Source organism: Marinobacter sp. BW6 (assembly GCF_008107725.1).
Lineage (GTDB): Bacteria > Pseudomonadota > Gammaproteobacteria > Pseudomonadales > Oleiphilaceae > Marinobacter.
Genome location: NZ_VIRN01000064.1, coordinates 911,101 through 931,802, shown reverse-complemented (window position 1 = coordinate 931,802; position 20,702 = coordinate 911,101). Strand labels below are relative to the sequence as shown.

Sequence of the window (20,702 nt, the reverse complement as noted above, 5' to 3'; positions counted from 1 at the left end):
CTGCCAGTCTTACCAGATAATCGCTATATCATCTCTCTGAATGTTAACGATTCCGCCAAGCTGGGGCATTGTGCCCCGGCTGAAATGCGGCTGTACCCTATCGAGCGTTACTGAAACCTCACTGTCTTGCAGTTCCGGCGAATCCTCTGGGGAATCCAGATAGCGCTTGCTACGGTAGAGTTTCAACTCGTCGCCCGGTCGAAGCCCGGCTGTGGCACCCGAATCCAGCGTTACCCCGTGGCCGTCCACTCGCGCAATCCGGGTAATAAAAGGCTGACACGCCAGCGCCTCGGTTACAGCCGCCGCCATTTCCCCGATCACGCCATCGACTGCCTGACCATAGACGGTTTTCTGAAAGCCCGCCGATCCGAATCCGGTTGAACTGCCGGGGCCCGCATTCCAGTCTGCCGCTGTGGCAAACCGCTGCCGGTAGACAGGCGCACCACTGAACCCGTCAAAGATAATGAGATCCGCAGCAAAACGACGCCGTTGGTCCACCACCCCAATGCCCCGTTGCATCTTGTCCAGTACGGAGGTGCCCCACGCCGAGGGGTCTGCAACGCCAAGATCACGAATAACCCCGGTCACCACGAACTGCACGCCCATTTCCCGGGCCAGCTCGAGTACGTTGCTCAATCGATTGTCGCCCTGTTGAACTGTCGGTGCGTTCAGCAGGTCAGTAAACATTCGGGAAGTGGTAGCCCCGAAAACCTGCAGCCCGCCCTGGGCCACCAAACGCTGCTGGAGCTGTTGCGGCAAGATTTCGCCGGCATCGTCAATACGCCCGACTCTGGCCTGGTCTGGATAAAGCATCGGGAACCCGGTCACCGCGACCCGCTTTTTCAGCCGGCCAGCATCTCCCGCGCCACACTGACTGCGACTCTCGCTGATATCTCCCCGGACAATCACCCGCAACAGGTTGCCGCTCTGGTACTCATCGATTATCCGCACGTTCCGGGCCCTGGCGCTTGACGCAAGATCCATCCGGGACTCGGTGATAACGCCGTTTTCCATAGTGTCGTGCGTGCTTACCCTGGCCTCATACTGCAGAGACAGATCCCGGATCGCGGCCCTGCGAGCCTCGGCCCGGGCGGCTTCCAGATTTCCGTCGTGGATATTGGCGTGACCCACGCCCTCCAGAACAACGGCTTGGGCGCCTGAAACCACGAAAAGGGCCAGAGCTCCGAGCACAGCCAGTGACAGCAAGCGTTTCATAATTCTCGATACTCTCTATACTCTCGATCAATCAAGGTAATACAGGGAATCCACGCCCTTGCTCTGCACATCGCCCACACTGTCATTTTCCTGCGGCATGGGGATTGGGCAGAGATCCTGCACCTGATCATCAGCGACCTTGGCAACACAGGCCCGGAAACGTGGCTCAAGTTTCAGTTCCATCACGGTCTCGAACACACCGTCGCTGTGCTCGTTAACGGCGACCAGCTTGGCGCCGCGAATGTAACTGTCGACGTAGGTTCTGAACGTGTCATTGCGCAGCACAAAATCATTGACGGTGGAGCTGCCGTACACGACGGTGCCGTAAACCCGCTCAACGAGGTTCCGATAGGCGTCCAGCTGGGAGGCTCGCCGGGCCATCAGACGTTTGCGGGTATTCGAACGATCGGCCGCAACATCCTCATAGGTACCAAGGCCGCTCACCCGCACTGTGATGGACTCCAGCTCGGTATCCTGACGGGACTGGCTGCCGTTATCCCCCTGGTAACTGCCAACAGGCGCACAGGCAGCCACCGTTGTTGCCAGCAGAGGCATAAGTATCCAGCGAAGGTTCATTGCGTGTCTCCAGAAAACGTCATTTCCGGTTTCCCATGAAAAAACTACGCCAGTTTTTCTAACTCCCTGATATTCCGATCAACAGTCCCCAACCGCATTGTTTTGCAACCCCTATGCGGCAAAAAAATGCCTCTGTTTACACATCAAAAACAAACCGTTACCCCATGCGTCATGAGCTGGATAAGGTTCTGCATTAACCTTTCAGTTACTTAATATCTATTTTGCCTTTTTACCCGACAGGATTATTCATGACCGGACATCGTCTGACCAAACTTTCTGTAGCCATTGGCCTATCCATTGCCACCTCCTCTGCCCTGGCCAGCCCACAGTCTTTTATGTCTGCCCGCTCTTTCGCCATGGGCGGCACTGGAGTTGCTGTAGCAACGCCCTCCACGGCACCAGCGGACAACCCGGCGATGATGGCCGCGGATCACCATAGCTGGAACGATGATTTCGGACTGATACTACCCTCCGTGAATGCAAGGGCCGCAGACGAAGAAGAAACCATTGATCAAGTGGATGATATTCAGGACACCATTGATGACTTTGAACAGGCCATCGACGACCTGAATCAGGCAGAAGCACAGGGGCAGGCTGCCAAGCTCCGTGATCAGCTTCAGGCCTTTGATGAGGATACTGCCCGCGTTAACGCCGGCCTTGGACTCTCGGTCGCCTTTCCCGGGCCGAAACTGTCGGTAGGCGTGTTCGCCAATGGCAACCTTACTGCGACCGTTCGGGGGGAATACGACGAGGACGATGATGCCATTCTCGAAGCTATCGAGAATGGCAACACCCTGCCACCCTCAGGCATTACAGATGACCTTGAATCCCGCGGCAAAATTCTGGCCTCCGCTGTTTCCGAGGTTGGGATCAGCTTCGCCCGAGAGTTTCAGCTGGCTAATGGTGATGTAATGCAGTTGGGTGTTTCACCCAAGTACATCAACCTGCAAACTTTCCAATACACGGAAACCATTTCCGGTTTCGAAGACGATGATTTCGACAGTGACCAATACCAGACCGACAAGAGCGGCTTTAACCTGGATATCGGTGCAGCTTATGCATTTGGCGATGAGAAACAGTGGAATGCAGGTATCGTGGTCAAGAACCTCATCCCAATGGAGCTGGACTCTGCAGCCAGCCGCCCGGAGCTGGGTGAGGAAGTGCGGACACTGGAACTCGACCCCATGGCAACGGCAGGTATTGCCCACAAGAGCGAATACCACGTCGTCACCGCAGAAATTGACCTGACCAAGAAAGAAGCCTTTGGCTACGAAGATGACACACAGTGGCTTGCCCTGGGAGCGGAGTTCGATGCCTTCCGTTACGCCCAGCTTCGAGTCGGCGTTCGCCACAACCTGGCCAGCAACGATGACAACGAGGGCATTGAAGAGAAGACACAGTTTACCGCCGGTCTTGGCCTGAACATTGTCGGCGTCCGACTCGATATCGGCGCCCTGTACAGCGATGCCGATGTGGGCGCGGCTCTGGAGCTTGGCACGGCGTTCTGACCGGACACTGATTTGCGGCAGTAAATCGAAGCCCGCCCAGGCACCCCGGGCGGGCTTTTTTATGACCAGGCGCGTCACAGGTTTGCCTGCCCTGCCCGGGAACCGGATAATCCAGCCACACACTATCCGAAAGGAATCAGACATTTCATGCAGGTCTATCTGGTTGGCGGTGCCGTTCGTGATGAATTACTCGGGCTTAAGGTCAAGGACCGGGACTGGGTGGTCGTAGGCGCAACCCCCAAGGAAATGCTTGCCAACGGATTTAAACAGGTAGGCGCCGACTTTCCGGTATTTCTGCATCCCCGTACCCGGGAAGAATACGCCCTGGCTCGCACCGAGCGAAAACAGGGACGCGGCTACCACGGTTTCACCGTCTACAGCGCGCCGGACGTCACCCTGGAGCAGGACTTGAGGCGACGCGACCTGACCGTCAATGCAATGGCAAAAACTGAAGGCGGTGATCTGGTAGACCCCTTTGATGGCCAACGTGACATAGAAGATCGCAAGCTTCGCCATGTTTCGGAAGCCTTCACCGAAGACCCCCTTAGAATTCTGCGCATCGCCCGGTTCGCAGCCCGCTTTCGGCCACTGGGATTTAGCGTGTGCGACCAGACTATGGCTCTGATGCAGAGCATGGTGGATAGCGGAGAAGTGGACCAACTGGTTCCGGAACGGGTCTGGCAGGAATTTAAGCGAGCACTGCATGAAAAGGCGCCCGAGGCGTTTTTTGAAGTCCTCCGTGACTGCGGAGCACTCTCGGTACTGATTCCGGAAATCGAGCCATCTCATGCATTTTCCGAGGCTATGGAGACACTTCAATGTGTCCACAATCAGGCCGATGCTGATACCGACGAGCGCTTCGCCGCTCTGCTCTCGCCGCTGGAAGAATCGGTAGCTTTGGCCCGGGCCAAAGCCCTGAAGGCCCCTAATGACTGTCAGAATTTGGCGAGACTGGTTACAGCCTTTACGGCGCAGATCCGGGGCATCGATGCTCAGCAGCCTGAAGCCAAAGTCCTGCTGGACCTTCTGGATCAGGCGGATTTCTGGCGCCGCCCGGAACGCTTCTCTGCGCTTCTGAGAGTCCTGGAGTGCTCCCTGCCCGGGGATTCCGGCCCACTCAGCCTGCTTCGAAAGGCATCGGAAGCGGCCAGCGGGGTTGACCCTAAAGTACTCCTGGCCCAAGGCTACAAAGGCAAGGAACTGGGTAGCGCAATCCGGACTGAGCGCATGAAACGGATCTGCGACGCCGTCGCAACGACCAACGACTGAGGAGCCACCATGCCGTCCACGACACCTGTTGCTCTGGTCACCGGCGCAGCCCACCGTCTCGGGGCACAAACTGCGCGGACACTGCACGAAAGAGGCTGGAACCTGGTGATTCATTATCGGAGCCGGGAAGAGCAGGCAAATGCCCTGACTGAACAGATGAACCGGCAACGGCCGGACTCCGCCTGCGCCCTTCAGGCGGATCTGAGCCGAACGGCCGGATTAGACCAACTGGCCACTGACGCCGCGGCACAATGGGGCCGACTGGACGCACTGGTGAATAATGCATCGGTGTTCTACCCCACCCCGACAGCGGACGCTACCGAAGACGACTGGGACACCATCCTGAACACCAACCTCAGGGCTCCATTTTTCCTGCTTCAGGCGTGTCTGGCAGAACTTCGGCGAAACCGGGGCAGCGTAGTGAACCTGATCGACATCTACAGTGAAAGACCCATCGATGACCACCCACTATACTGCGCCAGCAAGGCCGGCCTGGCCGCCCTGACACGCTCCTGGGCAAAAGACCTGGCGCCGGATGTGCGGGTGAACGGCGTATCGCCAGGCGCAATCCTCTGGCCAGAGGGCGAAGCCGAGATGGATCAATCAGCGCAGCAGGCAATTCTCCAAAAGACCCCACTGGCCCGAACTGGCAACCCCCGTGATATCGCCAAAACCATCGCGTTCCTGATCTGCGATGCGCCGTTCATAACCGGTCAGATCATCTCTGTTGATGGCGGCCGAAGCCTGAATATGTAGCGATACCTGCGCGCTCAGGGCCTGTTCTTTGGCCGGGCGCCGCTTTCCGGATACAATGCAAGCAGTTTTCAATCCTGCACGCGCCGGCCCCAGTCCCGCGCGCGCCACTGATCCGGAGAATCCCCATGCGTGATGTCGTTATTGTTGCCGCCCGCCGTACTGCTATCGGAACCTTTGGCGGAGGTCTTTCCAGCCTGAGCGCAGACCAGCTGGGAACCGCCGTCATCAAGGCATTAATGGAAGAAACCGGCGTCGCCGGTGACCAGATCAACGAGGTAGTGCTGGGTCAGGTTCTTACCGCCGGTGTTGGCCAGAATCCGGCTCGCCAGTCTGCCATTAACGCCGGCCTTCCTGCCTCCGTGCCCGCCATGACGATCAACAAGGTCTGCGGCTCCGGTCTAAAAGCGGTTCACATGGCGGTGCAGGCCATCCGCTGTGGCGACGCCGAGATGATGATCGCCGGTGGCCAGGAGAGCATGAGCCAGGCGCCCCATGTGCTGCCCAACAGCCGAAATGGCCAGCGGATGGGCAACTGGTCCATGGTCGACACCATGATCAAGGACGGTCTGTGGGATGCCTTCAACGATTACCATATGGGTATCACCGCCGAGAACATCGTCGAGAAATACGGCATTAGCCGTGATGAGCAGGACGAATTTGCAGCTGCATCCCAGCAGAAGGCCGCCGCCGCTCGCGAGGCCGGTTATTTCGATGGTCAGATTGTTCCGGTCTCCATTCCCCAGCGTAAGGGCGATCCGATTGTGGTTGACCGCGACGAGGGCCCCCGGGACGGCGTCACTGCCGAGGGGCTTGGCAAACTGCGTGCGGCCTTCAAGAAGGACGGCACCGTTACCGCCGGCAACGCCTCATCCCTGAACGATGGCGCCGCTGCCGTGATGGTCTGCAGTGCCGAGAAAGCCAAAGAACTGGGGCTGACTCCGATCGCCACCATCAAGGCTTACGCCAACGCCGGCGTGGACCCGACTATCATGGGCACCGGCCCGATTCCCGCCAGTCAACGCTGCCTGAAGCTTGCGGGCTGGAACACAGATGATCTGGACCTGGTTGAAGCCAACGAAGCCTTCGCAGCCCAGGCCATTTCCGTAAATCGCGACATGGGTTGGGACACCGGCAAGGTGAACGTGAACGGCGGGGCCATTGCCCTTGGCCACCCCATCGGCGCATCCGGCTGCCGCATCCTGGTTTCCCTGCTGCATGAAATGGTTCGCCGTGATGTTCACAAGGGCCTGGCCACGCTGTGCATCGGTGGCGGCATGGGCGTTGCCCTGGCCGTCGAGCGCTGAGTTTCATGCTCCACGTTGTGCTGTACGAGCCGGAGATACCGCCGAATACCGGCAATATCATCCGGCTGTGCGCCAACACCGGCTGCCAGCTGCATCTTATTGAACCGCTGGGGTTTAACCTGGAAGACAAACAGATGCGGCGGGCCGGGCTGGATTACAGCGAGTACGCCACGGTGAAGATCCACAGGAACTACCAGGACTTCCTGGCCAGCGAGCAGCCCGTACGCCTGTTCGGGCTGACCACCAAAGGCAGCACCCACTACCATCAAGTAAGCTATCAGGATGGCGACTACCTGATGTTCGGCCCGGAAACCCGCGGTCTTCCTGCTGATGTCCGAGAGGGGTTGCTGCCCGAGCATCGCCTGCGGGTTCCGATGCAACCGCAAAGCCGCAGCCTGAATCTCTCCAACACCGCCGCTCTGGTGGTTTACGAGGCCTGGCGGCAACTGGGGTTTACCGGAGCGACATAAAAAAACCGGCCGAAGCCGGTTTTTTTTATTACTGATTGGCGCACCACCGATCAGTGAGTCTGCTGCTCTTCGTTTGCCTCGCCCGCAGCTTCTTCCTGCTTGCGCTTGAGCGCCTGGGCATAGATGGCGTCGAAGTTTACCGGCGCCAGCATCAGGGCCGGGAAGCTGCCTTTGTTCACGATACCGTCGATTGCTTCGCGAGCATAAGGGAACAGGATAGTTGGGCAGTAAGCGCCCAGCATCTGGCCCAGCTGCTGACCTTCAATGCCCTGTACCAGGAACACGCCACCCTGCTGGATCTCGACGATGTATGCCACCTTCTCGCCCACTTTTGCGGTGACGGTCAGGGAAAGCACAACCTCATATTGGTTGTCGCTGACCTTATTGTGGGAAGTATTCAGATCCAGGTTAACCTGTGGCTTCCACTGCTCCTGAAATACGGTGGGAGAGTTCGGTGACTCAAAAGACAGGTCCTTCACATAAATACGTTGAAGGGCAAACTGGGGTTGGTTCTGGTTGTCACTGCCTGCTGCGGCTTGCTGATTCTCAGCCATTTTCAGTCCTTTCGTTCTCGATCATGGGCTCGGGGCCCGTTATTATGGAATGCTTTGGAGCGTTATGCCGGGACATTTTACGTCTAGGCCAGGCCGGCTTATGTGAAACAGTGCGGCAGAATGATCCTCAGATCAAGGGCTGCCCTACTTCTTCACCAGTGGAAGATTGCTGGCCTTCCAGTCAGCAACGCCACCGTTCAGGCGAACCACATTGCTGAAGCCCTCGGCGTTCAGCTGTTTGACTGCCATAGCGGAATGCTGGCCCATCTTGTCGGCAACGATAATCTGCTTGTCCTTGAACTTGCTCAGCTCGCCCACCCGACTCTTCAGACTGTTCAGGGGAATGTTGACCGAACCGGTAATGCGGCCCTCACCAAACTCCTTACGGTCCCGGATGTCCACTACAACAGCTTCATCCTTGTTGATCAGGTTGACCGCGCCCTGGGCCGAGATCTTGGCTCCGCCGCGACGGGACTCCAGAATAAGGATGGCGACCAGAAATGCCACGAACAGCGACACGAGAATGTAGTGGTTAACGACAAATTCAAACAACCGGTCCATGAACTTACCCTGATAATGAGTTTGGCGGGATTATACACAGCCTGACTCCCTGACAGAAGGTGACGAAACTGGTCACTAAATGCGAAAATAGATAGACTTCATCCTTGTTTTAGTAAATTTACTAATATTTCATATCCGGAACTAATAATGACTGCAATGCGCAAGCCGACTGCACTGATTATCCTGGACGGCTGGGGCCACCGCGACCCGGCTGAAGACAATGCCATCAGCAACGCCAGCACCCCATACTGGGACAAGCTGTGGCAGAACCAGCCCAAGACCCTGATCAACACCTCAGGGATGTTCGTGGGGCTGCCTCAGGGACAAATGGGCAACTCGGAAGTCGGTCATATGAACCTGGGCGCAGGGCGTGTTGTGTATCAGAGCCTGACCCGCATCGACAAGGATCTCGAAGAAGGTACTTTCCAGAAGAACCAGGTTCTCTGCTCCGCGATCGATAAGGCCGTTCAGAGCGGCCGTGCCGTTCACCTCATGGGCCTGATGTCGCCGGGTGGTGTGCACAGCCACGAAGACCACATTATTGCGGCTGCTGAACTGGCCGCTGCTCGCGGCGCCAAGGAAGTTTACATCCATGCCTTCCTCGATGGCCGCGACATGCCACCCCGCAGCGCCAAGCCATCATTGGAAAAAGCCGCTGCCAGACTGAAAAATCTTGGTGTGGGCCGTATTGCTTCAATCGTGGGCCGCTATTACGCGATGGACCGTGATAACCGTTGGGATCGGGTCGAAGCCGCTTACAACCTGATGACCCAGGGCACCGCAGAGTTCACGGCAGCCGACCCGATGTCTGGCCTGGAGCGGGCGTACGAGCGCGGGGAAAACGATGAGTTCGTTACACCAACCAGCATCCACGCACCGGGCGAACCTGGGGGCACCATCAACGATGGCGACGCCGTGCTGTTCATGAACTTTCGGGCCGACCGCGCCCGGGAAATGACCCGTACCTTCGTGGAGAAGGACTTCGACGGTTTCGACCGCAAGAAGCACCCGGAACTGGCCGATTTTGTGATGCTGACCGAGTACGCGGCCGACATCAATACCTCCTGCGCCTACCCGCCGGAGCAGCTGTCCAACGGCCTCGGCGAGTATATGGCGAAGCAGGGCAAGACCCAGCTGCGCATTGCCGAAACCGAGAAATACGCCCACGTTACCTTTTTCTTCAACGGCGGCCTGGAAACGCCGTTCGAAGGCGAAGACCGGATTCTGGTGCCCTCGCCCAAGGTCGCCACCTACGATCTGCAGCCGGAAATGAGCGCGCCAGAGGTAACCGACAAGCTGGTGGAAGCCATCAAGAGCGGCAAATACGATCTGGTGGTCTGCAACTACGCCAACGGCGACATGGTTGGCCACACTGGCAAGCTGGATGCGGCTATCAAGGCCGCCGAATGTCTGGACGAATGCGTGAAGCGTGTTGTTGAGGCCCTGGATGAAGTCGGCGGCGAGGCACTGATCACCGCCGACCACGGCAACTGCGAACAGATGACCGATCCGAACTCCGGCCAGGTTCACACAGCCCACACCATTGGCCCGGTGCCACTGGTATACACCGGCCACCGCAATGTGGTGTTGAAAAACGACGGCAGCCTGAGCGACGTTGCACCCTCGCTGCTCAATCTGATGGGGCTGGAGCAACCAGAGGAAATGACCGGCCACAGCCTGGTTGAGATCGACTGATCCTGGAGCGGAACCAACCCTTGCGCCTTTCCGCAATCCTGGCGCTCACCCTTTCTCTGGGTGCAGCGCCGGCACTCGCCCAGCAGGAGGTCACTCCAGCCCAGATCGAAGAACTCAAGGAACGCATTGAGGACATCGACGACTGGCTGGAGGATGCCGAAGAAGACCGCTCCTCTCTGGAGCGGCAGCTTGCCGCGACCGAAAAAAACATCAGCCGCCTGACCCGCGAACGACGCTCCCTGCGCCAGCAGGCAGAGCAACAGCAGCAAAGACTTCGGGAACTGGAGAATGAAGCGCAGGAGCTCACCCGCACACTCGACCGCCAGCGGGACAGCCTGAAGAAGCAGATCCGCGCGGCCTGGATGGAAGGGGATGCGCCAGCTGTAAAAGTGCTGCTCAATGAAATAGATCCGGACAAGATTGCCCGGACCATGACCTACTACGAATACCTCAGCAAGGACACTGTCCACCGCCTTGAGGCGTTCAGGCAAAGCCTGCAAGAGCTCAGAAGCACCCAGGCTGCGGTGCAGTCAACGCGGGTTGAACTGGCCAAGACTGAAGAGAACGTCGCCAAACGCCAGCAGGAACTGACAACGTCCAGAAAGGAGCGCCAGCAGACACTGGCCGCCCTCAATGCCGATATCCAGAACCGTCGCAGCGAACGGAAAGAGCTGGAATCAGATCGCAAACGGCTGGAAAACCTGCTCGAGGAAGTCCAGCAAGCAATCAACAACATTCCCTCACCCAATGAGTCCCAGCCCTTCGCCTCATTACGCAACAAACTGCCGTGGCCTGTGAAAGGCCAGGTACTGAGCCGTTACGGTGAGCGCTATGCCGACGGCAAGCTCCGGCGCAACGGCCTTCTCATCGGCACCGGAAACGAAGCCGAAATTCGTGCCATACATTACGGTCGGGTCGTGTTTGCCAACTGGCTTCGGGGGTTTGGCCTGATTACCATCATTGATCACGGTGACGGCTACATGACACTGTATGGCCACAGCAGCAGCCTGTTCACCAGCCCCGGAGACTGGGTAGCCGCCGGAGAGCCCATCGCCCAGGCCGGCCGCACCGGTGGCACCGATTCCCCGGCCCTCTACTTTGAGGTCCGACACAATGGCAAACCCGACAATCCTGGCCGTTGGCTGGCAAACTGAGAAGCCCCGCGAGGGCTGACAAACGCTGCGGGTAACGCCATACTGTCCGGAGTCAGGGAATCCAGTCCAACTATCGGAATAAAAACGGGATATGTGAATGAAACGGGTCAGAAGTACACTCCACGCCTTTCCATTACGCAGCATTGCTCTCGCTACCTGTTTCGCAACCGCATCCGGACTGGCCTTGGCCCAGGATGAAGATGCCGCCACCGAACAGCTACTGGAAGGCATCCAGAACGGCGAACGGGTGGAAATCAGCCTGCCCGATCCCGAGAAACAACTGCCGTTGGAAGACCTCCGCAAGTTTACCGAGGTATTCAGCCGCATAAAGGATGCCTATGTTGAGGAAGTAAGCGATCGCAAGCTCCTCGAGAGCGCCATTAAAGGGATGCTGTCAGACCTGGACCCCCATTCCACCTACCTGGCCCCCAAAGATTACGAGGAACTGGAAGAAAGCACCTCCGGCGAGTTCGGCGGACTGGGCATTGAAGTGGGCATGGAAAATGGGTTTGTGAAAGTTATCGCGCCCATTGACGACACACCGGCGCAAAAGGCAGGCGTCCAGGCCGGAGACCTGATCATCAAGCTCGATGAAAAACCGGTTAAAGGCATGAGCCTGGAAGAAGCTGTTCAGCTCATGCGGGGCAAGCCCGGCTCCATCCTGACACTCACCATTATGCGTGAAGGCGAAAACGCGCCTATCGAGATCGAAGTCGAACGCGACATCATCAAGGTCACCAGCGTGAAATCCCGGATGCTGGAGAATGGCTACGGTTATGTCCGCATTACCCAGTTCCAGGCGGATACCGGTTCACAGTTCAAGGACGCCCTTAGCGGGCTGGAAGATGAGTTGGGCCGTGACCTTGACGGGCTGATCATTGACCTGCGAAACAACCCGGGCGGCGTACTCCAAGCAGCAGTAGAGTCTGCGGATGCTCTGCTCAATGAAGGGCTGATTGTTTATACCGAAGGACGTATCCAGAGTTCGCGCCTGCGCTTCAGCGCCAGGGCTGGTGACATCATGGAAGGCACACCTATTGTCGTTCTGATCAATGGCGGCTCTGCCTCCGCGTCAGAAATCCTGGCCGGCGCCCTCCAGGATCATGAGCGGGCCGTGGTGATGGGCACCAAATCCTTTGGCAAGGGCAGCGTTCAGACGGTGATTCCGCTGGATGAGACCCATGCCATCAAAATGACTACAGCGCGCTATTACACACCGAATGGCCGTTCCATCCAGGCGACCGGAATCAAACCTGACATTGAAGTTCGACCGGCGGAGCTGAAGGAACTCGACAGTAAACCCTTCTTCACCGAAGCTGATCTGAGCGGGCACCTTGAGGGCCAGAATGAAGGTCAGCAACAGGACACTGAAAACGACGCAAAGGGCGAAACCAGTTCCCTGGCAGATCGTGATTATCAGCTGCGCTCAGCACTGAACCTGCTCAAGGGCATCCGGATTCTGAACCCGAACAACAAGGGCAAGGCAAAAGGAAGTGATCAGTGAGAGTAGTGTTTTCTCTGCTGGCCCTGGCACTCTGGTCTGCGGCTGTCCCGGTATCGGCGGAACCGGCAAGAAAAGCGCTGCCACCCACCATTGCCATCATTATTGATGACATGGGCCACAGCCTTGTCGAAGGCGAGCGACTGGCGAATCTGGATCAGCCCCTGACACTGGCATTCCTGCCCTACCGCAGGCACACGGATACCCTTGCCCGGCTTGCCCACAAGCAGCACAAGGAAATCATGCTGCACGCCCCCATGGCCAACACACGCAATTATGGCCTTGGGCCGGGCGGCCTGACGCCCGATATGGACGAGCAGAGCATGGTGACAACCCTGCGTAGAGCGCTCCAGTCCATCCCCCATGTTCAGGGCGTCAACAACCACATGGGCAGCCTGCTGACCCAGCAGCTGCAACCCATGGACTGGGTAATGAAAGAGCTGTTCCGCTACCCGGTGTACTTTATCGACAGCCGCACCATTGCATCATCCGTGGCAGGTGATGTCGCTGCTGCCTATCAGATTCCAACCATGACCCGCGACGTGTTTCTCGACCATGAACAGACCGAAGAGTTTGTCGACCGCCAGTTCAAATTGCTGATCAAGCGAGCCAAAGAAAACGGCAGTGCCATCGGCATTGGCCATCCTCACAAGGTGACCGTGGATTACCTGGAGAAGCATCTGCCCAAGCTGGATGAGCAAGGTATAGCCATTGCCACCGTCAGTGGCCTATGGGCCATGCGCAACGGCAATCGGGAGATGTTTGCAGAGGGAGAAAAGCAGGACATTCGCCCTGCTTTTGCACAGAAAAAGTAACCTGGGCTGTCGGATTACGGCTTCGCCTAATCCGACAAACCATTCACTCTATTCGCGAACCTCTATGCCCTGAGCCTTCATAAAGGCCTTGGCCTCTGGGATGGTGTGCTGTCCGAAGTGAAAAATAGACGCCGCCAGAACTGCATCGGCACCGCCCTGGGTAACGCCATCGGCCAGGTGCTGCAGCTCTCCGACACCGCCGGAGGCAATCACCGGTACAATCACCGCATCGCTGATGGCCTTGGTCAGGCCCAGATCGAATCCGATCTTGGTGCCGTCCCGATCCATACTGGTCAGCAGTAACTCGCCAGCGCCCATTTCCACCATCTTGCGCGCCCATTCCACAGCATCCAGCCCCGTGGGCTTGCGGCCACCGTGGGTAAAGATTTCCCAGCGGGGCTCCTCGCCCTCCTCACCGACCTGCTTCGCATCAATGGCCACCACAATGCACTGGCTGCCGAAGCGCTCCGCCGCTTCCCGAACAAACTCCGGATTGAACACGGCTGCGGTGTTGATCGACACCTTGTCGGCGCCGGCATTCAGTAGTTTGCGGATGTCATCCACGGTACGCACACCGCCGCCAACAGTCAGCGGGATGAAGACTTCCGCCGCCATTCGCTCAACGGTCTCATAGGTGGTGTCACGGCTTTCATGACTGGCCGTGATGTCCAGGAAGGTGATCTCGTCGGCGCCCTGCTCGTTGTAACGACGGGCCACTTCCACCGGGTCGCCGGCATCGCGGATATCAATGAAATTGACACCCTTCACCACGCGGCCTTTGTCGACATCGAGGCAGGGAATGATGCGTTTCGCCAGAGCCATAAGCTGTCCTTACCCCTTCAGGCCGTCGCAGAAGGCCTGGGCTTCAGCAACATCCAGTGTGCCTTCATAGATGGCACGGCCGGTGATGGCGCCGAGAATGCCCTTGTCGGCCACAGTAGCCAGGCGCTTCAGATCGTCCATATTGGTCACGCCGCCAGAGGCGATGACGGGGATCCCGCCTTCTTCGGCCAATGCCGCAGTGGCTTCGACGTTCACACCCTGCATCATGCCGTCGCGGCTGATGTCGGTGTAAACAATGGCGTCCACGCCGTCGTTGGCAAAGCGCTTGGCAAGGTCGGTGGCCATCACTTCCGAGACTTCGGCCCAGCCATCGGTAGCCACGCGACCGTCTTTGGCGTCCAGGCCAACGATGATATGGCCCGGGAACTCCTTGCACATCTCGGTCACAAATTCCGGCTCTTTCACCGCCTTGGTGCCGATGATAACCCACTGAACACCGGCCTTAAGATAGGCTTCGATGGTTTCCGCTGAGCGGATACCACCACCGATCTGGATCGGCAGATCCGGGTATTTGCGGGCAATCGCCTGAACGATTTCCCCGTTGACCGGCTCGCCGGCAAAGGCCCCGTTCAGGTCAACCAGGTGCAGGCGCCGGGCGCCGGCCTCCACCCAGCGGGTGGCCATATCGACAGGATCGTCACCAAACACTGTGGAGTCGTCCATGCGGCCCTGGCGAAGGCGTACGCACTTGCCGTCTTTAAGATCAATCGCGGGAATTATCAGCATTTTCCAGTCCAGTTCGTAAAATTCTCAAGCAACTGCAAACCCGCCCGGGCGCTTTTCTCCGGGTGGAATTGCACCGCAAAAATATTGTCTCGTGCCACCGCTGCCGCAAGGTCTACACCATAGTGGGTGCGGCCCGCCATATCAGCGTTGCCTTGGGCTTCGGCGTAGTAACTGTGCACGAAGTAGAAACGGTCCCCTTCGGGAATGTTATGCCACAGGGGGTGATCAATGGATTGCTGTACCTGGTTCCAGCCCATGTGGGGCACTTTCAGGCGCTCACCGTTTTCCGTCAGGTGGTCACCGAAATAGCGCACTTCCGAAGGGAAAAGGCCGATACAGTCGACGCCGCCATTTTCCTCACTGCGGGACATCAGGGCCTGCATGCCGACGCAGATGCCCAGAAAAGGCCGGTCCTGAGAGACCTCACGCACCAGGTCCACCACCCCAAGACGATGCATTTCTGCCATACAGTCACGGATGGCGCCGACGCCAGGGAGGATAACGCGGTCGGCTTCACGAATTTGTTCGGCGTTGTCGGTGACCAGTACGGTGGTGTCCGGGGCAACGTGCTCTACTGCTTTTTTGGCAGAGTGAAGATTGCCCATGCCGTAGTCGATTATGGCAACGGTTTTCATGGTTGTTGCGATGTCCTTGATTGACCGGTGACAAAAGACTGCTTAAAGCGAGCCTTCTGGCGAAGAGCCTTTTACAGAGAGCCCTTGGTGGACGGCGTAATACCGGCCATGCGCTCGTCCATCTCAATCGCCATGCGCAGGGCACGGCCGAAGGCCTTGAACACGGTTTCAATCTGGTGATGGGTGTTCTTGCCCTTCAGATTGTCGATGTGCAGGGTCACCATGGAGTGATTCACAAAGCCGTGGAAGAACTCCTCGAACAGGTCAACGTCAAAGCCACCTACGGCACCGCGAGTGTACGGCACATCCATCATCAGGCCCGGGCGGCCAGACAGGTCGATAACCACACGCGAGAGAGCTTCATCCAGAGGGACATAGGCGTGGCCGTAACGGCGGATGCCCTTTTTGTCGCCAACGGCCTGTTTGAAGGCCTGACCAAGGGTGATACCGATATCTTCCACCGTGTGGTGGTCGTCGATGTGCAGGTCACCCCTGGAAACAATGTTCAGATCCACCAGACCATGTCGGGCGATTTGGTCCATCATGTGCTCCAGAAAGGGCACCCCGGTGTCGAAACTGGATTTACCGGTGCCGTCGAGATCAATCTCAACGGTGATCTGGGTTTCAAGGGTATTTCTTTCTACCCGAGCCTTACGTTCGGCCATGGGGACTCCGTGACAATTGAGTGGCATAACGCCGGAAAAATTCGATCCGACGATTATACCTTTTATGTCCGCTGGAGTCCCACAACCGGTTTAATCGCTACGATAGCGAAGTAAGGGTTTATGGCAGAAAGGGCTTTGTCAGAAAGCCTTTTTCAGATTGTTCATATACGTGTCCACGAGACTATTGAACTCGTGCTTGATAACCGGGCTGATGGCCAGCTTGAGCAGGCTGGGCAGGGGCACAGTCAACTCGGCACTGGTCTGAAACCTCACAGCAGTGGCATTGTCACCCTTGGATTTGACTGTCCAGGAACCGCTCACAACCCCGTTGCCCTCGCCTTTCACCGGCTCCCAGGTAATCCGCCCGGCGTCTTTGTCCGAATGGTACTTGCAGGCATAGACCGACTGGATCGCGTGCTTGTCGACGCCGACTTTTTCCATTTCCCAGCGGTAAGTGTTGTCGCCAAGATCGGTCAGTTTGTGAACTTTGGGAAAATGACTGGCTGAACGTGGCACATCCGCCAGCAGATCAAAGACTTCATCATAGCCTCCCGGAATCTCAAGTTCCCGGTTCAGCTCAATCGAAACGGTAATAGCCACGGCCAACTCCTTTTTATGTTTATAGGTATCAATGTAGTCATAAAATCAAGGAGGTGTATTTTGGCCCAACACTACCGCATTGTCATACTCCTGCGCTGTTAATTTGTTAACCCTGCGTTATCCTTTGAGTCATCGGCATCGGTATTCGCGGCGAATACCGCAAGCTCCCAACATTAGGAAGGAAGCCTGAATCATGAAAGCTGTCCGTTATGTACTGATCGCCGTCGTTGCGCTGATCGTTCTTGCCGTGGCCGCCATTGCCATCGCCATGGCCGTGATCAACCCCAACGACTACAAGCCACAGATTGAACAGGCCGTTGAAGATGCAACGAACCTGGATCTGGTTCTTGAAGGCGATATTGGCTGGTCCTTCATTCCTCTGGGTCTGGAGCTGAATTCCGTCGAGGCCACACTGGAAGGTGATCGTTTTGTGGCCCTGGAACAGCTGGTTGCCCAGATTGATTTCTGGTCACTGATTGCCATGTCCCCGAGGGTTAACACCTTCGTACTGGACGGGCTGGACGCCCGCCTGGAAGTGGACGAACAGGGCAACGGCAACTGGACCCGCATCATGCCCGAGAAGGCCGCAGGAGCGGCAACGGAGGAAACAGCCGGAACTCAGGATGAACAGGCACAAGAAAGCGAGGGCGCCGGCGGCGAGCCTCTGAACTTCAACGTTGAAAACGTTCAGATCAGCAACGCCCAGGTGCACTACACCGATAAGAGCACCGGCCAGTCGGTCACGCTGGAGAACTTCACAGTCAACGCCAGCAACATCACTCTGGGCTCCGAGTTCCCGCTGGAGATCGGATTCCGGGTAGCCACCACCCAGCCCACGTTTGAAGTGGATGGCAACATCAGTGCCCGCCTCGCCGCCAACGAGGCGCTCAACGAGTTCGCCTTATCCGGCCTGAATGCCGTGTTCGACATGACCGGCGAGCCGTTCGGAGGCAAAGAGGTCACGGCTGAACTTGCGGGCTCTGCCAGAGCGAACCTGGAAAACGAGACAGCTAACCTGAGCGGCTTTACCGCCAGCCTGGCCAACCTGAACCTGTCTACCGATCTGGATGTTACCGGATTCGGCGACAAGCCAACCCTGAGCGGCGAGATCTCCATCCCCGAGTTCTCGCTGAAGGATCTTCTGAACAACCTCGGCCAGCCCCCAGTGGAAACCAGCGATCCGGACGTACTTGAAGCCATCGCCTTCTCCACCGGCATTGGCGGTCCGGCTGGAAAGGTGGAACTCACCGACCTGACCATCAAACTGGATGACACCACCTTCAATGGCTCCGGCAGTTACAACCTCGCCGACACAGGCGTTGTCTTCCAGCTCCAGGGCGACCAGTTGAATGCCGACCGATACCTGCCACCTAAAGCTGAAGAAGATGCCGAAGAAGCACCAGCATCCGGGGAAACGGCGTCAACCGGACCGGAGGGCGACCTGCTGCCTCTGGAGACTATTCGCAGCCTGTTGCTGGATATTGATCTGGGCCTTGGCCAACTGATCGTCAGCAACCTGACCATCAACGAAATCAAGGCCAGCACCACGGCGAAAAACGGCCTGCTCAAAGTTGACGAGTTCAGCGGCAAACTCTACGAGGGCAGCTTTGGCGCCAACGTGACCATCGACGCCCGCAGCGACAATCCGAAATGGACTGTGAGCTCTGACCTCACCAACGTACAGACGCTACCTCTGCTCACTGATCTGGCGGAAGTGGATATGCTCGCCGGCGGCGCGAACCTCAAAGTGAACGCCAACACCTCTGGCAACCGGATCTCGGCACTGCGCAGCAATGCTGACGGACAGGTCAGCTTCAACCTCGCAGAGGGCGAGTTCCGCCGCATGAACCTCACCCGCATGGCCTGCCAGGGCATCGCTCTGGTCAACCAGGATGAGCTGACGACGACAGACTGGGGCACTACCACCCCTTTCAACGACATGCGTGGCACCCTCGACATCAACGGCAACACCCTCAACAACACCGATCTGGTGGCGGCGCTGGCCGGCATGCGTCTCGAGGGCAATGGCACCGTAGACCTGGCCCAGAGCCAGCTGGATTATGAGGTTGGGCTGAGAGTCGTTGGTGAGATCCACCGAGACAACGCCTGCCGAGTCACCGAGTATGTAGAAAACGCGGTTATTCCCGTGGAGTGCCGCGGCAACTTCGCCGAGGACCCGGCAGGGCTTTGCTCCTTTGACGGCTCCCGCTTCCGGGACACCCTGAAAACCATCGCCGAAAATGCCGCCAAGGCGAAAGCACGCGAGGAAGTAGACAAGGCAAAAACCAAGGCGGAGGAGAAGGTTAAAGAAAAGGTCCAGGAACAGATCGGCGACAAACTCAAAGGACTGTTCAACTAATGCCGGACAGCTTCGCCAACAAACTGCTCCATTGGTACGACAGCCACGGCCGGCATGACCTGCCGTGGCATCACAACCGGAACGCCTACCGTGTATGGGTTTCCGAAATCATGCTGCAGCAGACACAGGTAACCACTGTTATCCCCTACTTCGAGGCGTTCATGGAACGCTTCCCGGACGTCCACTCGCTGGCCGAAGCACCCGTGGATGACGTGCTCAGCCACTGGTCCGGTCTTGGTTACTACGCCCGGGCCCGCAACCTGCAGAAAGCGGCGCAGACGGTGGTGCGCGAGTTCGATGGTGAGTTCCCGCAAACCCAGGAGGAGCTTGAATCCCTGACCGGCATCGGCCGCTCAACAGCCGCCGCCATTCTGGCCCAGGCCTTTGGCATTCGCGCCGCCATCCTGGACGGCAACGTGAAACGGGTGCTGGCCCGTTACCATGCTATTCCCGGCTGGCCCGGCCAGACCGCCGTTCTCAATCAGCTCTGGCAACGAGCCGAAGAACATACCCCGGAACAACGGGTGCGTGACTACACCCAGGGCATTATGGATCTGGGTGCCATGGTCTGTACTCGCCGCCGCCCGGCCTGCGAGAGCTGCCCGCTGCAAGAGGACTGTAAAGCCTACGCCCAGGGTGAAACCTCACTCTACCCCGGCTCCAAACCCAAAAAGACTAAGCCGGAGAAAACCACCTGGATGGTAATCCTTGAGGACGGCGAGGGGCGCATCCTGCTGGAGCGTCGCCCGCCCAGCGGCATCTGGGGCGGCCTCTGGAGCCTGCCGGAACTGGACCCGGCCTATGGCGCCGAAGAGCTTCAGGAAGCCTGCGAACAGAGCCTGGGGCTGGATTGCGCAGAACCAGAGCTGATCAGCGGCTTCCGACATACCTTCTCCCATTACCATCTGCACATTCAGCCGGCCCGGCTGAATGTCACCGGCGGCGCCAACACCGTTGCAGACCACGATCATCTGAAATGGCTTCACCGCCATGAAGCCCTCAATCTCGGTCTGCCGGCACCGATCCGGTCGTTACTTACCGAACCGGAGCAAGCCGCCCTGCTGTAATCCGGTCCGCTAGCGCCCTCAGCCGCAACGATCTGTTATCATCACCGCCAGCAACATTTGCCAACAGGAGCCACCATGAGCCGTACCGTTTTCTGCCGCAAATACCAGAAAGAACTGGAAGGCCTGGACTTCCCGCCCATGCCCGGCGCCAAGGGCCAGGATATCTTCGAGAATATTTCGAAACAGGCGTGGGTAGAATGGCAGGCCCAGCAGACCATGCTGATCAACGAAAAACACCTGAGCCTGATGGACCCGAACACCCGCAAGTACCTGCAGGCGCAGATGGAACATTTCTTCAACAACGAGCCGTTCGACAAGGCCGAAGGCTACGTTCCACCGGAACAATAACCCCGGATTGGTCAAAGCCTGAGCATGCCTGAAAAGATTCAGAAATTTTTCCGGCTCAGCCTTGACTCAAAACAGCGAAAC

At 57.8% G+C, this 20,702-nt stretch carries 21 protein-coding genes; 12 read left to right on the top strand and 9 right to left on the bottom strand.

Annotated elements, in window-relative coordinates:
• Window positions 1-9 precede the first annotated feature (9 nt).
• Together FMN52_RS12805 and FMN52_RS12800 are read right to left on the bottom strand one after the other, a co-directional pair.
• Window positions 10-1,215, bottom strand: a complete 1,206-nt coding sequence (locus tag FMN52_RS12805; RefSeq protein WP_148608978.1) for a flagellar assembly protein T N-terminal domain-containing protein — start codon at window positions 1,213-1,215, stop codon at window positions 10-12.
• A 27-nt stretch (window positions 1,216-1,242) separates the two neighbouring features.
• Entirely contained in the window at window positions 1,243-1,791 is a 549-nt protein-coding gene (locus tag FMN52_RS12800; protein WP_148608977.1) for an LPP20 family lipoprotein, read from the bottom strand.
• Between the two features lie 248 nt (window positions 1,792-2,039).
• On the opposite strand from FMN52_RS12800, the gene FMN52_RS12795 reads away from it, so the two are divergent.
• The 5 genes from FMN52_RS12795 to trmL all read left to right on the top strand — a co-directional run bounded on the left by FMN52_RS12795 (window position 2,040) and on the right by trmL (window position 7,098).
• On the top strand, window positions 2,040-3,299 hold the full coding sequence (locus FMN52_RS12795; RefSeq protein WP_148608976.1) for a conjugal transfer protein TraF: 1,260 nt from the start codon (window positions 2,040-2,042) through the stop codon (window positions 3,297-3,299).
• 147 nt (window positions 3,300-3,446) lie between these two features.
• Window positions 3,447-4,568: a multifunctional CCA tRNA nucleotidyl transferase/2'3'-cyclic phosphodiesterase/2'nucleotidase/phosphatase gene (locus FMN52_RS12790; protein ID WP_148608975.1), complete on the top strand. Its 1,122-nt coding sequence runs from the start codon at window positions 3,447-3,449 to the stop codon at window positions 4,566-4,568.
• 9 nt (window positions 4,569-4,577) lie between these two features.
• Entirely contained in the window at window positions 4,578-5,324 is a 747-nt protein-coding gene (locus tag FMN52_RS12785) for a pteridine reductase (RefSeq protein ID WP_148608974.1), read from the top strand.
• 125 nt (window positions 5,325-5,449) lie between these two features.
• Complete coding sequence (locus tag FMN52_RS12780; protein ID WP_148608973.1) at window positions 5,450-6,628, top strand: acetyl-CoA C-acetyltransferase; 1,179 nt, start codon at window positions 5,450-5,452, stop codon at window positions 6,626-6,628.
• Between the two features lie 5 nt (window positions 6,629-6,633).
• A complete protein-coding gene (gene trmL / locus FMN52_RS12775) occupies window positions 6,634-7,098 on the top strand; it encodes a tRNA (uridine(34)/cytosine(34)/5-carboxymethylaminomethyluridine(34)-2'-O)-methyltransferase TrmL (protein WP_148608972.1) in 465 nt (154 codons plus the stop codon).
• A gap of 50 nt (window positions 7,099-7,148) precedes the next feature.
• Here the strand turns inward: trmL and secB are convergent, their stop codons facing one another.
• Both secB and FMN52_RS12765 read right to left on the bottom strand, forming a co-directional pair.
• Window positions 7,149-7,652, bottom strand: a complete 504-nt coding sequence (gene secB, locus FMN52_RS12770; protein WP_064227537.1) for a protein-export chaperone SecB — start codon at window positions 7,650-7,652, stop codon at window positions 7,149-7,151.
• A 144-nt stretch (window positions 7,653-7,796) separates the two neighbouring features.
• Entirely contained in the window at window positions 7,797-8,213 is a 417-nt protein-coding gene (locus FMN52_RS12765) for a rhodanese-like domain-containing protein (protein WP_148608971.1), read from the bottom strand.
• A gap of 147 nt (window positions 8,214-8,360) precedes the next feature.
• On the opposite strand from FMN52_RS12765, the gene gpmM reads away from it, so the two are divergent.
• The 4 genes from gpmM (at window position 8,361) to FMN52_RS12745 (ending at window position 13,378) form a co-directional block, all read left to right on the top strand.
• On the top strand, window positions 8,361-9,908 hold the full coding sequence (gpmM, locus tag FMN52_RS12760; protein ID WP_148608970.1) for a 2,3-bisphosphoglycerate-independent phosphoglycerate mutase: 1,548 nt from the start codon (window positions 8,361-8,363) through the stop codon (window positions 9,906-9,908).
• A gap of 20 nt (window positions 9,909-9,928) precedes the next feature.
• Complete coding sequence (locus FMN52_RS12755) at window positions 9,929-11,062, top strand: peptidoglycan DD-metalloendopeptidase family protein (protein ID WP_148608969.1); 1,134 nt, start codon at window positions 9,929-9,931, stop codon at window positions 11,060-11,062.
• Between the two features lie 97 nt (window positions 11,063-11,159).
• Complete coding sequence (locus tag FMN52_RS12750; RefSeq protein ID WP_148608968.1) at window positions 11,160-12,566, top strand: S41 family peptidase; 1,407 nt, start codon at window positions 11,160-11,162, stop codon at window positions 12,564-12,566.
• On the top strand, window positions 12,563-13,378 hold the full coding sequence (locus FMN52_RS12745; protein WP_148608967.1) for a divergent polysaccharide deacetylase family protein: 816 nt from the start codon (window positions 12,563-12,565) through the stop codon (window positions 13,376-13,378). The genes FMN52_RS12750 and FMN52_RS12745 overlap by 4 nt, the downstream gene beginning before the upstream one ends.
• A 48-nt stretch (window positions 13,379-13,426) precedes the next feature.
• Here FMN52_RS12745 and hisF read toward each other — a convergent pair whose 3' ends face one another.
• From hisF to FMN52_RS12720, 5 genes are all read right to left on the bottom strand, one after another.
• The gene (gene hisF / locus FMN52_RS12740; protein ID WP_148608966.1) at window positions 13,427-14,200 is read right to left on the bottom strand and encodes an imidazole glycerol phosphate synthase subunit HisF; all 774 of its coding nucleotides are present in this window, start codon (window positions 14,198-14,200) and stop codon (window positions 13,427-13,429) included.
• A 9-nt stretch (window positions 14,201-14,209) separates the two neighbouring features.
• Window positions 14,210-14,947, bottom strand: a complete 738-nt coding sequence (gene hisA / locus FMN52_RS12735; protein WP_148608965.1) for a 1-(5-phosphoribosyl)-5-[(5-phosphoribosylamino)methylideneamino]imidazole-4-carboxamide isomerase — start codon at window positions 14,945-14,947, stop codon at window positions 14,210-14,212.
• A complete protein-coding gene (hisH, locus tag FMN52_RS12730; protein ID WP_148608964.1) occupies window positions 14,941-15,582 on the bottom strand; it encodes an imidazole glycerol phosphate synthase subunit HisH in 642 nt (213 codons plus the stop codon). The genes hisA and hisH overlap by 7 nt, the downstream gene beginning before the upstream one ends.
• Window positions 15,583-15,653: 71 nt before the next feature.
• Window positions 15,654-16,247, bottom strand: a complete 594-nt coding sequence (gene hisB, locus FMN52_RS12725; RefSeq protein ID WP_014578250.1) for an imidazoleglycerol-phosphate dehydratase HisB — start codon at window positions 16,245-16,247, stop codon at window positions 15,654-15,656.
• Window positions 16,248-16,385: 138 nt separating this feature from the next.
• Complete coding sequence (locus FMN52_RS12720) at window positions 16,386-16,847, bottom strand: SRPBCC family protein (protein ID WP_148608963.1); 462 nt, start codon at window positions 16,845-16,847, stop codon at window positions 16,386-16,388.
• Between the two features lie 193 nt (window positions 16,848-17,040).
• On the opposite strand from FMN52_RS12720, the gene FMN52_RS12715 reads away from it, so the two are divergent.
• From FMN52_RS12715 to FMN52_RS12705, 3 genes are all read left to right on the top strand, one after another.
• Window positions 17,041-19,206, top strand: coding sequence for an AsmA family protein (locus tag FMN52_RS12715; protein WP_148608962.1), 2,166 nt, complete (start codon window positions 17,041-17,043; stop codon window positions 19,204-19,206).
• A complete protein-coding gene (mutY, locus tag FMN52_RS12710; protein WP_148608961.1) occupies window positions 19,206-20,273 on the top strand; it encodes an A/G-specific adenine glycosylase in 1,068 nt (355 codons plus the stop codon). The genes FMN52_RS12715 and mutY overlap by 1 nt, the downstream gene beginning before the upstream one ends.
• A gap of 75 nt (window positions 20,274-20,348) precedes the next feature.
• A complete protein-coding gene (locus FMN52_RS12705; protein WP_148608960.1) occupies window positions 20,349-20,621 on the top strand; it encodes an oxidative damage protection protein in 273 nt (90 codons plus the stop codon).
• Window positions 20,622-20,702 lie beyond the last annotated feature (81 nt).